Annotated in this window: 13 protein-coding genes; 1 reads left to right on the forward strand and 12 read right to left on the reverse strand. The window is 40.3% G+C overall.

Annotated features, from left to right (window positions below):
• Positions 1–3: 3 nt before the first annotated feature.
• The 7 genes from ACIFOT_RS07805 to ACIFOT_RS07835 form a co-directional block, all read right to left on the reverse strand.
• Positions 4–888, reverse strand: coding sequence for an acetaldehyde dehydrogenase (acetylating) (locus tag ACIFOT_RS07805; RefSeq protein WP_430063711.1), 885 nt, complete (start codon positions 886–888; stop codon positions 4–6).
• A gap of 47 nt (positions 889–935) precedes the next feature.
• Positions 936–1,715 (reverse strand): IclR family transcriptional regulator, encoded by a 780-nt coding sequence (locus tag ACIFOT_RS07810; RefSeq protein WP_430063713.1) that lies wholly within the window; start codon positions 1,713–1,715, stop codon positions 936–938.
• Between the two features lie 160 nt (positions 1,716–1,875).
• Positions 1,876–3,108: a Zn-dependent hydrolase gene (locus ACIFOT_RS07815; protein ID WP_430063715.1), complete on the reverse strand. Its 1,233-nt coding sequence runs from the start codon at positions 3,106–3,108 to the stop codon at positions 1,876–1,878.
• A 487-nt stretch (positions 3,109–3,595) separates the two neighbouring features.
• Positions 3,596–4,888, reverse strand: coding sequence for an ATP-binding protein (locus tag ACIFOT_RS07820; protein WP_430063717.1), 1,293 nt, complete (start codon positions 4,886–4,888; stop codon positions 3,596–3,598).
• A 77-nt stretch (positions 4,889–4,965) separates the two neighbouring features.
• On the reverse strand, positions 4,966–5,592 hold the full coding sequence (locus tag ACIFOT_RS07825) for a histidine phosphatase family protein (protein WP_430063719.1): 627 nt from the start codon (positions 5,590–5,592) through the stop codon (positions 4,966–4,968).
• 197 nt (positions 5,593–5,789) lie between these two features.
• On the reverse strand, positions 5,790–7,172 hold the full coding sequence (locus tag ACIFOT_RS07830; protein ID WP_430063721.1) for an L-cystine transporter: 1,383 nt from the start codon (positions 7,170–7,172) through the stop codon (positions 5,790–5,792).
• 365 nt (positions 7,173–7,537) lie between these two features.
• Positions 7,538–8,587 carry a LacI family DNA-binding transcriptional regulator gene (locus tag ACIFOT_RS07835; protein ID WP_430063722.1) on the reverse strand — a complete coding sequence of 350 codons (1,050 nt, stop codon included), beginning with the start codon at positions 8,585–8,587 and terminating at the stop codon, positions 7,538–7,540.
• Between the two features lie 241 nt (positions 8,588–8,828).
• On the opposite strand from ACIFOT_RS07835, the gene ACIFOT_RS07840 reads away from it, so the two are divergent.
• A complete protein-coding gene (locus ACIFOT_RS07840; protein WP_430063724.1) occupies positions 8,829–10,586 on the forward strand; it encodes a hypothetical protein in 1,758 nt (585 codons plus the stop codon).
• Between the two features lie 47 nt (positions 10,587–10,633).
• Here ACIFOT_RS07840 and ACIFOT_RS07845 read toward each other — a convergent pair whose 3' ends face one another.
• The 5 genes from ACIFOT_RS07845 to ACIFOT_RS07865 form a co-directional block, all read right to left on the reverse strand.
• Positions 10,634–11,725 (reverse strand): glycoside hydrolase family 172 protein, encoded by a 1,092-nt coding sequence (locus ACIFOT_RS07845; protein ID WP_430063725.1) that lies wholly within the window; start codon positions 11,723–11,725, stop codon positions 10,634–10,636.
• A gap of 55 nt (positions 11,726–11,780) precedes the next feature.
• Positions 11,781–12,857, reverse strand: coding sequence for a glycoside hydrolase family 172 protein (locus tag ACIFOT_RS07850; RefSeq protein ID WP_430063727.1), 1,077 nt, complete (start codon positions 12,855–12,857; stop codon positions 11,781–11,783).
• A 22-nt stretch (positions 12,858–12,879) separates the two neighbouring features.
• On the reverse strand, positions 12,880–14,058 hold the full coding sequence (locus ACIFOT_RS07855; RefSeq protein ID WP_430063729.1) for a DUF4185 domain-containing protein: 1,179 nt from the start codon (positions 14,056–14,058) through the stop codon (positions 12,880–12,882).
• 87 nt (positions 14,059–14,145) lie between these two features.
• Positions 14,146–14,952, reverse strand: a complete 807-nt coding sequence (locus tag ACIFOT_RS07860; protein ID WP_223594489.1) for a carbohydrate ABC transporter permease — start codon at positions 14,950–14,952, stop codon at positions 14,146–14,148.
• A gap of 16 nt (positions 14,953–14,968) precedes the next feature.
• Positions 14,969–15,853 (reverse strand): carbohydrate ABC transporter permease, encoded by an 885-nt coding sequence (locus ACIFOT_RS07865; RefSeq protein ID WP_430063730.1) that lies wholly within the window; start codon positions 15,851–15,853, stop codon positions 14,969–14,971.
• Positions 15,854–15,882: the final 29 nt, after the last annotated feature.

Raw genomic sequence — 15,882 nt, forward strand, 5'->3', positions numbered from 1 at the left:
CTATTAAACAAGCTGATTCGCTTTTAGATTTTTCGCAAACTCTTCCGCTACCTTTACGCCTGCGGCTGTCATAATGTCCAGGTTTCCGGAGTATTTCGGCAGGTAGTCACCCGCACCTTCAACTTCGATAAAAATAGTCACCTTATTGCCATCAAAAATAGGTTCGGTACGTAGGCGATATCCAGGCACGTAAGACTGAACTGCTTTTTCCATTTCTTTAATAGATTGGGTGATCTTCGCTTCATCCATCGTTCCTTCTTCTACAAGGGCATATACGGTATCACGCATTAATATTGGCGGTTCGGCAGGGTTAAGGATAATGATCGCTTTTCCTTTCTTCGCGCCCCCTACTTCTTCTATTCCTCGTGATGTCGTAACCGTAAATTCATCAATATTAGCACGTGTTCCTGGTCCGGCACTGCGGCTGGAGATGGTTGCAACAATTTCCGCATACTCTACCGGGCTTACGCGGTTAACCGCATGAACCATTGGAATCGTTGCCTGACCACCACAAGTAATCAGGTTGATATTCTCCGCTTCGATATTCGAACCCATATTTACTGATGGAACGACAAATGGTCCTCTTGCTGCCGGAGTCATATCAATCACTTTTTTCCCTGCTTCTTTTAGCAGCTTTGCATGGCGGATGTGGGCTTTTGCTGAGGTGGCATCAAAGACGATATCTGCTAATTCAGGCCGCTCAAGAAATCCTTCTAATCCTGTATCGATACCTGTGTATCCTAATTCTTTGGCACGTCGTAATCCATCCGATTCCGGATCAATACCAATGACAGTCGTGAGTTCCAAAATTTCAGAGCGCCCTAATTTAATCATGAGATCGGTTCCAATATTACCTGAACCAAGAATGGCAACTTTTACTTTTGACATGTTCGTTCTCCTCCTTTAATTTCAAAGAATAATTTATGTAACCGAGCCTACGCGAGCGCAGGTTGGGTTTTATATCCCATATTTGTTGAAATCACTAATGCTGCCTGTTTAATTTCTTTAATCACTTCAGCCAACTTGTCTTCGGTAAGCCTTATTTTTGGTGAGGCACAGCTAATGGCGGCAATGACCTTCCCTTGATGATTAAAAATAGGGGCGGCAACACATTTGAGACCTAATTCAATTTCTTCATCATCGACAGAATAGCCCTGCTCCCGAATGATTTGAAGCTGTTTTTTTATATCAGCTTTGTCCGTCAGGGTATACACGGTAAACGATTCCAAATCCTCGTTCGCTAAAAGTCTATCTATCTCTTCTTCCTCTTGAAAGGCAAGAATAGATTTCCCAACACCTGTACAATGGATTGGAGCTCTTTTACCGATTTGTGAGTAAATTCTTAAGGAACGGGGGCCATCCAATTTTTCAATATAAATGACTTCACCGCGTTCAAATACAACTAGATGGACGGTTTCCATAAGTGATTCGACTAGTTCTTTCATGATTGGTCGAGCAATTTTTCCAATATCAAATTGATTGCTTACTTTGTTTCCAAGCTCGAAAAGCTTTAAGCCAAGCTTATATTTCAAATCATCAGGGTTCTGTTGAAGATACCCTCTATTTTCGAGGGTTTTGATGATTCCATGAATCGTACTTTTGGAAAGGCCGAGCTTTTCACTAATTTCTTTTACACTGAGTTCTTGATTGGAGGCTAAAAACAATTCAAGGACGTCTGCTGCTCTTTCGATGGATTGAATATATCGTTCAGCCATAATTTAACCCTCTCTATTCGACATTATCGAACGCTGTTCGTAAATTTTAACTTATGTCTTTATAGTAACCAGCGGGCAATATATCTGTCAATTCAGAATTATAATTTTTCAAAAAAAAGACCCTTCCGCCAATTCGTGGTGGAAAGGTCTTTAACGTTTTTTATTTTGATAACAAAGCTAACACTGTATCTAAAATTATATTTACACCTTTTTCGCAATCTCCCCAAGTGGTTAGTTCCTCTTCGCAATGGCTTTTTCCGTTAATGCTTGGAACAAACAGCATGGCTGTAGGGACGTAGCTGGCGATGAACTGAGCATCATGGCCGGCGCCGCTGACCATTCGTTTATTGGAATACCCCAATGAGTTTGCGGATTGTTCTAATTGGCTGCAGATTTCCGGTGCAAACCATACGGTGTCACGATCCCAAAGCTTGGTCGTTTTAATCTCACAGCCCTCATTGTCTTTAAAATTTGCCAATCCTTGAATGAAATCTTTAACGGTGCCGACGATTTCCATATCTTTGTGCCGTGCTTCCAGAGTAAAGACCACTTTATTTGGAATGACAGTGTGGATGCTTGGATACACGTTTACTCTTCCAATCGTAAAGACCAAGTCAGGATCTAAAGAACCTAAACGTGTGCGGATTTCATTGATTAAATTATTGGTGGCGAAAAGGGCATCCTTTCTCATATCCATTGGAGTTGTACCAGCGTGGTCGGATTCTCCTGTCACTTCAATCTCATAGCAAGCCATCCCTACGACGCATTCAACGACACCGATTGTAAGTGCTTCCTTTTCGAGAATTGGACCTTGTTCGATATGTAGCTCTAAAAAGGCGGTAGCTTCTTTCAGACGGTTGGCTGCTTCCCCTTCATAGCCAATCGATTTAAGCGCCTCTTCAAATGTAATTCCGTCAGCATCTTTCTTTTTCAGCATGACAGACTTGTCAAACTTACCTGAGAGCACACCTGAAGCCATCATCGAAGGCTCAAACCTTGCTCCTTCTTCATTCGTAAAGTTAACAATGGTAATTGGAATCCGCGGCTTGATGTTATTTTCCACTAATGTTCTCACCACTTCAAGCCCAGTAACAACACCTAAGACACCATCAAAGCGGCCGCCTTTTTTGACGGAATCAAGATGGGAGCCAATTAGAATCGGAGGTTTATTTTCCGTACCCTCAAGTGTGGCATACATGCAGCCCATGTCATCCACCTTGACTGTCATGCCTAATTCCTCGCAGCAGGTCCGAAAATAGTCTCTTACGCGGCGGTCCTCCTCTGATAATGACAGGCGAGTGACCCCATTATTTTCTGTGCTTCCAAAGTTGGCAAATCGTTCCAGTTCCCTTTGCAATCTTTCCCCATTAATCAATAACTTTTGTTTCTGCATTTAAAACACTCCCTTTTAGAAAATGAGTTCAACTATTTTCTTTTAATGTTTATAAATCTCATAGAGTACAAAAGCGGGAAAATTCAGTCATTTTAATCATATCTTGGACGGCCTCCATTTGTCACTAGACAAAATATCAAATCCTTCACGAAAACTGTTTTATAGTTTGTATGATTCACAGTATACTGCCCCTGAATGACACCAATCCGTGCGAAAAGTAACTAAAAACCCATTTGAAGCAAAAAAATATCCTTCATAGGCTTGATGAAGGACAAATATCACTTCGAAATGGTGGAAATTGTCCTTCATTAGGCCGATGAAAGACAAATATCGCTTCGAAACGGGTGAAAATGTCCTTCATAGGGTCGATGAAGGACATTAAACACCTCGAAACCGCGGAAAGTGTCCTTCATAAGGTCGATGAAGGACACTTATGGCTTTGGAACCAAGAAAATTGTCCTTCATTAAAGGACAATTCCCTATGCATTTAATCACTTGTAAAGCCAGTAAATCCCATGGAGGCGGTTGAGAAGGATTCATCCCATTTTTGTTTGCGTTGTTTGTGCTGGTCGGATTTTAGGGCAGCGCATAGACGGGTGATATCAACCTTTTGATCATAATGCCATTCCAGGGCGATGGAGGCATATAGTTCATTGAGCTGGGCATAAGAAAAGTCCGTTGTTGCCTCGATGACTTCCTGAATTTCTTCCTCGGAGAGGATACGATCGATTTTTTTGCGAACCAAATACTGATGACGAAGGTCCTTGGTTGGCAATTTGATCTCATAAGCACGATCAAATCGGCCGGAGCGGTTCATCAGTGCCGGATCAATTTTTTCTGGGTAGTTCGTCGTCCCGATAAGGAAAATCCCCTCTTTTGAAGTCGCCCCATCTAATATGTTTAAGAAAACAGACCGAACACTTGCAGGCATGGAGTCGATGTCCTCAATCACCAATACCATTGGCGTCAATTTTAATACAGAGGTGAACACCTCTTTAATCGTATAGCTCGAGGTGAATTCGGTAATCTGCCAATAGGCGACAGGCGCGTTAATGCTGCTGGCAATGGATTTCACGAGTGTCGTCTTTCCATTCCCTGGCTTCCCGTATAATAGAATCCCCCGCTTGTAGGGAATTTCATAGGTTTTGAAAAACTCGCCGCTCTCGGAGAAGAATTGGTCAATCGAACGGTAGATTTCTTTCTTTAATGAATCCTCTAAAAAGACATCATCTCGGGTTACTAAGCTAGTAATGCTTTCAATCTCAGTCTCCACGCCATCATCCGTATCCGTGAAAACCGTGACGTAATTTTTGATATATTCCCGTTTTCTCTTCAGAACATATTTCAGAAACGACACTAAACAAGCATCATTTTTTGCAAAAATGAGATCTCGGTCCATATCCCCATCACTTTGGAAAATCATCACTCTCGATAATGCCACTCCATAGTTCGGATAGTAGTAAAGCCCGTTTTCTACACGCGGTTTTACAATGAATTCCATCGTTTTATCGGTATGGTTCGACGAAATCGTTTTCGTCTCGCCTTCCTTATAAATATAGCTAATCAGCTGTAATTCCGAAGATTCCTCTTTTAAGTCTTCTTCGAGGATATCCCAAATTTCATTGGAGGTATCTGAATCAGAGTACATTTGAAATTCAATTCCCGTTTCAGCTGCAAGCTTTTCTTGAATAGTAGAAACAATTTTGCCAAAGTCATAATAATATGGCAAGGCTTCTCGGTCTACTTCCCCTATTTGAAAAAGAACATTATTATTTTTCATTCAGTTCTCCTTTTAAAAAATATACACCTTTATTATCCCTCTACTAAGCTAATAGTCTAGTGGATGATTTTAGCATTTCATTCCTCTACAATAGGAACAAAAATCTTCTCATATTGGTAATCCCAATCCGCTTCGTTAATCTTAATGACAGATGCATTTTCAACTGGTTTAAATTTCTCCAGAGATTCAATAGGCCAATTCATTAGGAATGTAAGGAACATTTGAATAAAGGCTGCATGCGTGACAATCACGACATTTTCGTACCGCCCCTGCTGCTTCGCACGTTCTAGGACGGTGTTCATAAACATGGTCGCGCGCAGGTACACATCTGCTAATGATTCTCCATTTTGGTAGCGGAAATAAAATTGTCCTGCTGCTTTAAATTCCTTCTTTGCCTCCGGAGTGCGATTGTTAAAATCGTATAAATTTCCAAACTCCCACTCTCTTAGCAGGGGATTCTGGAAAAATGAAACTTGCTCGGGCAGTAACGAATGAATCGCCTGCGCCGTTTGCATTGTCCGTAAATAGGGAGAACAAAATAGGACAGACTTTTCATTTACTATCTCTTTCATAAATTCAGCTGTCAATTGTGCTTGCTTATGGCCAATCTCGGTCAAACTATGCTGGGAATCATGCGTATGTGCCATCAAGAATCTATCTACATTATGCTCTGCTTCTCCATGGCGAATTAGATAAATATTCATAGTCTCCACCCCTTATGTATTTAATCGCAATCTCGATTATCTTAAAATCTACTTTACCAAGTTCCTAATGATTGGTAAAGGAAGATATCTAAATAATCTGAATTATATATTTGAAAAATCAAGACAAGACGACGGAATTGGCAATAAAAAACTGGATAGCTTTTAAATTGCTATCCAGCATTATTATTAATCTTTTTTTATGCCTCTACGATATCGGGCTGTTGATATACTTCAGTTTCGAATTCACCTGTTGCTTTGCTTGTTAAGACCCCAGCTGTCATGGCTCCACTGACGTTTAAGGCTGTGCGCCCCATGTCGATCAAAGGCTCAACAGAGATTAATAGACCGACAATCGCTACAGGCAGGTTCATGACGGATAGAACAATTAAAGCTGCGAAGGTGGCTCCACCGCCAACACCTGCTACGCCAAATGAACTAATGGCTACTACTAAAATTAGCGTTAGGATGAAGGAAAGACTTGTTGGATCTACCCCTGCTGCAGGTGCTACCATAACAGCTAACATTGCTGGATAAATTCCAGCACAACCATTTTGACCGATGGTAAGCCCGAAGGAGCCGGCAAAGTTGGCAATCCCTTCAGATACGCCTAAATCCTTCGTTTGTGTTTTAATTGTCATCGGCAGCGTTCCGGCACTAGTCCTGGAAGTAAAGGCAAAGGTTAGGGTTGGCAATGCTTTTTTCACATAGTTATACGGGCTAAGTTTTGCTAATGTTAATAGCAATAAATGGACAATAAACATGATGATCAGTGCCACATAGGAGGCAATAACAAACTTACCTAATTTGGCAATGGCATCGTAATCACTTGTAGCTGCTACCCTTGAAATTATCGCAAGGATTCCATATGGCGTCAGCCGGAGAATTAGTGTTACCACCCTCATAGTTATGGAATAAAGCGTATCTATTATTCTCGCAAACGATTCAGCATGCTCTGATTCCCTTCGTTTTACCCCAAGATAAGCAATGCCAACAAAGGCAGCAAAAATGACGACGGCAATGGTAGAGGTCGGACGGGCACCGGTTAGGTCTTGAAACGGATTGCTTGGGATAAGTTCGATAATTTGCTGCGGCAGTGTCATGTTTTCTACACCGGCTACTCTTTCCTCTAACTGAGCATTTCGGGCTTTTTCTGCAACCCCTTCTGTTAACTGAACACCATCAAGGTTAAATCCTAATGCTGATCCAATCCCAATGGCTGCAGCAATTGCAGTGGTTCCAAGCAGAATTCCTATCACTAGGAAACTGATTTTACCTATGTTTTTTGTTAATTTTAGTTTCGTAAACGCTCCAACGATAGATATGAAAACTAGCGGCATCACGACCATTTGCAACAGTTTTACATACCCGTTGCCGACAATGTTAAACCAATCGATTGAACCAGTGGTTACTTCGGATGTTGTTCCATAGATTAAATGAATGAGATAACCAAAAATAATACCTAAACCCAGCGCAGTAAAAACACGCTTTGAAAAGGAAACATGCTTTTTTTGCATCATGAACAAACCAGCCATGAGTAATACCAGAACGGCGATATTCACGATGATTAGAAAGGTATTCATATTGTTCCTCCTCAGCATTTTGTGGAAATTAACAATCCATACATTCCATAAAACAAGTCGGAATTGTAAAATGCGAATTTCATCAAACGTTTGATATCTAATGGATATGCAAGGTATTGCCTTTATATACCAAGCCTTTAGTCCCGTTTAATCAATCGTTTGATTAGTTTTCTTCAATTTGAAAATAAAGAAACTAGAAAGCCTTCTTAGCAGCCCCTGATGTAAATTCGCTGATATTTTGTATTTTTCCGCTGATAAACGACTTGTTATTAGTTTCTGAAACTTTTTATTTGCGAATCGAGTAAAAAGCCAATTCACCAACCATTTAAAATGAAAAAAACTGCCCAAATGGACAGCCCTGATATCTATTTTGTCGATTCCCTAATTAACAATGCTGGTTCTAGTTGTATCCTCACTTTTTCCGTTAAAGGAATTCTGCCTTCGATCTTATCTATTAATATTTCACATGCTTTCCTTCCCATTTCTTCGATTGGAGTAGAAATGGTTGTCAGCGGAGGGTCAATTATCGATCCTAAATATACACCTTCAAACCCGCCAATAGAAATATCCTCTGGGATGGAGAGCTTTAATTTTTTTACAATAATATAAACAAAGGAAGCGGTGATATCATTACATACAAATAAGGCAGTCGGGCGATTGGGTTGCTTTAAACAATCCGTTAATTCCGGATTTTCACCACAAAGCGAATCAGGATTAGTCTGATTATAGTTTGCCAAGTGAAAGGGGACAAACAAACTCTCATTTATGGGAAGCCCGTTATCCTTTAACGCTTGCAGGTATCCCCGTTTTCGATTAACGACTTCTGAGGAAGATTCAAGGTAATCATCATAAACGAAAGCGATATTCTGATGTCCTAAATCAATCAAGTGTTTCGTCATGGAATAGCCGCCAAGAAAATCATCACAAACCACATGATCCGCCTCAAGCTCCTCAAAATATTTCGTATAAAACACAAAGGGAAAATTCGCTTTTTGAAGTTGTTTATAGGTTTCCACTTCATTGCAGTGAAAGGCTAAAAAGCCGTCCACCATCATATTTTTATATCGATCAATAAGTGACTTCTCTACTTTACTATCACATTCAGATGGACCAATGGAAACGGTATAGCCCCTCTCCATTGCATAAGGTATAGCACCCTTAATAAATTGATTTTGATAGTCATCATGTAACAAACCGCCTATTAATAGACCAATTGTATGGGAACGCCCTGAATTTAATCCCTGTGCCATTCGATTTGGAATATACCCTAAATCAGCTGCTATTTCTTTTATTTTATTGGAGGTCCCGGTGCTGATAGATGGGTCATCTCTTAAGGCTAATGAGACCGTCATTTTTGATACTCCGGCAACCTTTGCAATGTCTTCTAATTTCACACGCTTATTAATGGAACTCACTCCCATACCCTTAATGGTAAAATTATTGTATTATATCCTGTTTTTATTGACAATGAGATTAACAGTTTTTGTCACATGATAATTTTTTAAAAATTTAGAATTTCATTGAAAACACTGACAACCTATAATAAAATAAAAGTGTACTTTACCGTTAAAGTAAAACTCATTTTTACACGAGTTTTATTTTTTTATAGTTTTATTTTACCGGTAAATCAAACAATAAATAAGGGGAGTGTAAGGTTTGAAGGCTAAATGGAAAGGTGCGTCTGTTTTAGTTACCAGTGCAGTTTTATTAGGTTCTTCGTTCTACAATATTTCACCGCTAGATGCTATCGCGGGGATTACAGGAAAAATTGATCAGCAATATGGGAAAGACAAGCTAAACAATAATAAACCTTACCCAAATGCTAGAAAAAGCAACCAAAGGGAGACCATCGTAACACCAGAAGAAAGTACCTTTTTCTCAACTGTTTCAGTCGAAGAAAACGCCTCTTATAGAACGGCAAGTGACGGAGATTTATGGCCTGCTGCCTGGTCAGATGATGACAAATTATATGCGGCCAATGGTGATGGTAAAGGATTTGATTTAAATGGTCCGTGGGCAGATATCGTAGTGAACCAAATCACTGGAGGACATCCTGCTACAAGAAATATTACTGGAACACGACTTTCAAGCGGGTATCAAGTAGGATCTGTTTGGAATGACCCCAATGAATATAACCGAAAGCCGACAGGAATGGTTTCCGCAGGCGGTAATTTATATCTCGCTGTCCAGGACCTGAACAAAGGCGGCGGCTGGCGAGCTTTCAATGATGCCCCGTCTGCCACCATCTTAAAGTCCACCGATAAAGGGAAAACATGGACATGGGATAAGGAAAAACCAATGTTTGACGACTATATTTTCACGACCATTATGTTTTTGGATTATGGAAAAGATAGTGAAAACAATTCAGATGGGTACGTGTATGCTTATGGTTTAGATTACAATTGGCGGGACTCTTTCATCGATAGTGTACCCGACCCAACCGGCCTTTACCTTGCGAGAGTACCGAAAGACAGTATTCAAGATCGCTCTAAATGGGAGTTTTATTCCGGAGATTTAAAGGGCGAGGCGAAGTGGACAAAAAATATTAAACAAAAGAAGCCAGTATTACAGGATGAGAGAAGAGTTTATAGCAATACACTATCTGCAACGAATCCTGACAATTCCACTGTTTTATCGCAAGGAAGCGTGGTTTATAACAAACCATTAAACCGCTATATTTATACATCTTGGACAGAATTTACATTTGAGTTCTATGAATCTCCTACCCCTTATGGTCCATGGAAGAGATTTTTATCGAAGGACTTTGGTGTTTATCCATGGAACCTAAATCACAATGGAGGATATGGTGTAGTTATGCCTTCCAAATATATTAGTGACGACGGTACCGAAATGTGGATGAACTCTAATACATTTATGGGTGCTGCCACAGTCTATAATCTTGCATTTAGAAAATTAAAAGTAACTCCTTACGTAAAAACAGAACCAACAAATGAAAGCAGCGATAACAATTTAGCTCTGCCAACAAATTCAAAAGATGTTACACCAATTTCTAAGTACAGCGCACATTTTGCCAACCTTAAATATTTGAATGATGGCAACAAAAATCAATCGGAAGATAACTGGAACGGCGAAAGAAAGCAGGAAGACTGGTGGGGCTATACTTGGTCTCAAGCGTACAACATGAACAAAGTCGTTTATACAACCGGTAACATGTACCCTGATGGCGGCTGGTTCGATAATATTAAGGTCCAAGTTAGACAAAATTTCAAATGGGTTGATGTCGAAAACTTACAAGGCACGCCAGCGTATCCAAATAACAACACTGCCGGCAGGAACCAATCCTATACCTTTACCTTTGATAAAACTTGGGGCGATGGTGTTAGAATTATCGGAGCACCTGGTGGAGCAGCAACCTTTACTTCCATCGGAGAGTTAGAAGTTTATAATAAATAATGGAAAAATCCCACCAACATATAATGCTGGTGGGATTTTTTATAGATTTAATAATCAAAGCACTTCTTCATATCGTCTTCATTAAACCCTAAAATATCAGCAAGAGGCATTCTTTTTGCAACCGGAAGAATGATTGGATGATCCTTGTGCGGTTCAGTTTGATACCAATAGGCGGTGCTGGAATAATCATCGCTGCGATTATTATTATGACCATGCTCAATAGTAACCTTTATGGACTTATCAAACATGATTGGATCCTGTATATGGAAGCGGTAGTAAGATACTTTGCCTGACCAGTTTGGCCCGCCGCCTAAAATAATTCCATGATATGGTGAATGATATTCTTGTGTCGGGCACCAGGCTGTATTAAAGTAGTCTTCCATTCCTGTGCCATGCAGTGAAGGCGGCCATGGCTCCCCATCAATGAAAATCATGTCATCTCCCTCACCGTACCAGTTCCATTCTCTTGTCATACGCAAATTATGAATATTTAAGTTACAGCCAACATAATGACCCTTTCCTTCTGCTTCAAAGAAAACGTAGTTTCCATCACCTGTGGTATTTTTACCTCCAAATTCAAACAAAGCATTCGAAATATTATCGTCGATTCCATCTGTCAATTCTCTTTTCCAAAGAGCATGGAAACGCAGTGGGCTGTCAATTTCTTCGTCATAGATTTCATGGTCGATGTAGTAATAAAATTTAATCGGTGCATCAGCATTAGACTCGATCTCAATGCGTGCAGATTTACCAAACGGCATTGGGAAGAAACAGTTTAACGATCTTCCATCCTCCGGACTCATAGCCAATGGAGCTGAGCTGAAATTTCTTGTGATCCCGTGACCCATACCAAAAAAGTCTCCTATCGGTGCTTGGACACTCGGATTGGCCTCACCGTCCCAATACATTCTGATTACAACCTTGCGATGTAAAAATTCCTCCAAGGTATCTTCCAAAGGAGCCATTGTCATCCAAATATGAGTGATACAGCCGGACCCTGTCAGATTACATACATCCACAACATCGCCAGGATAAACTTTTAAATAATCTCGATTGCCTCCAGTCGTATCATAGCTGGAAGCACGCTTGCTTTTCCCTTTTCTTTGTTTGTATAGATCTCTTAATGAAGTTCCAATCATGGACAATTCCTCCGTAAAAATGATTATTTGAATAGTATACCGTTAATAAATATTCCTATATTACTTCGAGTTCATCCTTCCCAGGAAGCTGCGGAAATGGATTGTGCGGTTCCTCCTGATACCAATAGGCGACAGAAGCAATATCATCCTGCAATGGTAAATATCTTCCTTCAGAACGCCACCCTAATGCCTGGATGGTTACTTTTAAATCTTGTTCAAACCGGATTGGATCCATGACATGCCAGCGATACATCCCAAATCTTTGCTGGCTTCGATATAAACCATCTGGCTTAATGACTTGATGCATGCCTAAATATGGTGTGGAATAGGTGCAATATTCACCCTTTGGCTGCTCCCAGTTCCAGGCCCCGCCAAAGTAATCCTCCGTTCCCGTTCCGCAAATCGTGGGAAAATCCTGATCTCCATCGAGGTAAAATTTAATTTCACCCTCTCCCCACCAGCCGCAGCTGTTAACCTGCCAGGCGATGTAGGTACCAACATAATGACCGTGACCCTTCACGCCATCAATGATGGTATGGACATCCTTGTATGAAACCGGATTGCTTCTATTCCACTGAGCATGAAAATAGGCTGCATCGTCAGGCACTTCGGTTAAAGCATAGTTAACTTGATAATAAAGAATAACATCGTCATTTGAAATATTCTCCACTGTAATCTTAGCGGACTTACGGAATGGCATTTCCCAATAGCTATTCATTCCTCCGGCGGGATTTACGGCAATCGGCAAGGAATTCACATTACTGCGCTCGCACCAGCCATTGCAAAAGAAATCGCCAATCGGCACTTCAACAGAAGGGCTTTCCTCCCCGTCCCAATACATTCGAAAGATGAGATTTCGCCATGCATCAGGATGACAGGTTAACCAAATATGCTGGATAACTCCAGGTTCATCTATTTCCGCCATTGTAAAGGTGGATTGTTTTTGAACATTAACGGAAGGAGAGACTTTCCAGCCAAGACCCAAATCTCTAGCACAGGCTGCACCCGTTCCTTCTGTAGCCATCCCGCCCTTTCCTTTTTCTCCAGTAAAATTTTCAGGGCTGATCGAACGAGTTTTTGCATTTGATAAGCGGGACAGGGACCCTAACCCCATACCAAAACCATTAAACATAATAGGTTCCTCCAATAAAAAATTAATTTGGTTCAACCACTAATTTTCTTAGTGAAAAATTGTAGTTACTCACACCACCCATGAAGGTATTCGATTGGACATACATCGTTTTTCCATCTGGGCTGATAAATTTGGAAGGAATCGTCGCGGCATAACCGCCGTTATGTGTATTTGACCAAGGATATTCCCCAAAATCCTTTGACATAAATAATTTCCAGGGCCCCCAAGGGTGGGCAGCCTCATAAAATTCAAACGTATACTCCGTCCAAGAGGTATAAATATAGCGGTTAAGCGGTTCATTATAAACCACACTGCCTTGAGATAGGACCGTTAAGTTATTGGGCTCTGATGAAGAATCCTGAAAGAGGACTCTATCATCCTGTAAAACTGGAACTCTCTTTTTTATATTTCTAGTCCAAGTTGGTGAATCTTCTTTATAACCTGAATAAAACTCCCATGAAGAACGATCTAATATACTCGCTTTGGGCACCCTCGCTAGATAAAGCTTATTAGGGTCCTTTTCCCGATTATTGAAAGAGTCCCGCCAATTGTAGTCCAGACCATAGGCATAAACATAATCATCCGGTGCACTTTCATAGTCTTTGCCATAATCAAGAAACATGATGGTTGTAAAAATATGATCATCAAACATTGGCGCTTTTTTGTCCCATGTCCATGTTTTCCCCTTATCTGTTGATTTAACAATAGTGGCTGCTGGAACGTCATTAAAATCTTTATTCAGGTCTTGAACAGCGAGATATAGATTGCCATCTACACATGCCATTCCTGTAGGCTTTCGATTATATGCTTGAGAGTTATTCCAAATTTGACTGATTTGGTCGCCGATAGAAACCGTCTCTCCTGATAGATTTCCGGGGTTGCCGCTTATTTTACTAATCGCAATATCCTTTATTAGATAGCTTCCTGGGTTTGGAGGGGTGTTTACTAAGTGGGGTGGCTCGACAGTAAATCCATCGCCATCGCCATTCGCTGCGTACAGATGATCATCGTCAGACCAGCAGGACGCCCATAAATCACCTTGGCTTTGCGTGTTAATGGTACTTGATTCTTCTATTGCGGCCTTCTTGAAAAATCTGCTTTTTTCATTTTTAACCGGACTCCCTTTTTGATCACGAAGAAAAAAAGCAATAATGAATCCGACAACAATTATGAATGCCATGGCCAGCCATCTTTTTTTCATCTGTAATCTCCCTACGCTCATAAGAAAGATCCTTATAACTATCCTTCATATAAAACTAAAGATAATCAAAGGATCTCGGTTTTCTATTTACTTAATTCCAGTTGTCTTAATTCCATCAACCAAATATTTTTGCATGGAGAAGAAGACGATAAAGGTCGGGATCGCACTCATTAATGCCGCAGCGAGCACAATGCTCCATGATGTTTCATAGCCGCCTCCAACGATGTTTGCCAAGGCAACCTGTACCACCCAAAGCTCTTCTTTTTGGTTAATAATCAATGGCCATAAATAATTGTTCCAGTTTGCTGTAAAAAATCCGATTGTCAGCGGGATAATCATTGGTTTCGATAATGGGAGAACTAGTCGAAAGAAAGTGCCTGTAATCGATAAGCCTTCCATATAAGCTGCTTCTTCCAATTCTTTCGGAAAATCTTGATAGAACTGTTTGAATAAGAAGATTCCATAGGCGTTGAAGATCATTGGGATAATTAACCCGCCGTAGGAATTAGCCAGTCCTAAATTTTTTGTCACCATATAGAGTGGAATCATAATGACGGTAAAGGGAACCATTAGTGTACTGATCATCCATCCAAACACGATATTTTTGCCTGGAAAGTTTAAACGGGCTAATGCATATCCGCTCATGGAGTGGAAAAGCATCGCTACGACTGTTACGGTTATTGAAATAATTAAAGAGTTCCAAATAGCTCGTAAAATATTGGTTTCCAATACAGCCTTAAAATTGTCGAGCGTTAAATTTGCTAAGTTAAAATTAAGTTTAAATACATCTTCCGGAGTTCTAAATGAACTTAATACCAAGAAAACGATAGGAAGAATCATTAGAATTCCACAAGCGAGTGTAAATACAGTTAAAGACTTCTTAGTTTTCCCCACGCTGCTTGTGCACCTCCTAATCCTTTTTCGCATACAATCTTAGTTGCGCAAGTGATAGAACAAAAATAATTAAGAACAATACAACTGCTAATGCTGAAGCATAGCCCATATTTAAGAATTCGAATGCCTGCTTGTATATATAAAGAACACTCACCATTGTGGAATTGGCAGGTCCTCCCTTTGTCATAACCATGATTTGGTCAAATACCTGGAACGAACCAATTGTTGTAACGACCAAAATAAACACACTAGTGGGGCGCAAGAGCGGCAGCGTAATATGCCAAAAAGCTTTCCAGCCTGTTGCACCGTCAATGGAAGCTGCTTCATAATAATCGCCCGGGATTTCTTTAATAGCAGCCAAGAAAATCATCATATTGTATCCAAGATTTATCCAGAGAATAACGATAATAACGGAAATCAGCGCTTGAGAGGTCGATCCCAAAAATTGTTGGTGCTGAAGACCAAATAAATCAAGGAATTGGTTAATGAAACCGTTTCGTGGATCATATAGGAACATCCAAATTACTGCTGAAATAACAGACGTTATCGCGAAAGGCAATAAAAACATCGTTCTTGCAATACCTACAAACTTTTGCTTTATGCTGTTCATAATTACCGCTAAAAATAGCGATCCTGCAAAGAGCATAGGTACATAAATGATCGTGAAAATAAATGTTTTATATACCGAATTCCACCAATCTTTATCTGCTGCAAGTTTTTTATAATTATCAAAGCCGATATAAACTTTCGGACTTAATGCATTCCAATCGTGAAGGCTAACATAGAACGCATACACCATCGGTACAAATATAAATACGGTTAATCCCAGTAAATTTGGGAGTAAGAAACCATATGCCGTCAATGCTTCATTCCTTTTACTTCTTAAACCTTTTAGCTTCATTTGCGATCCTCCTCGTCAGTATCGAGGTA

The sequence above is a fragment of the Neobacillus sp. NRS-1170 genome (assembly GCF_050468025.1).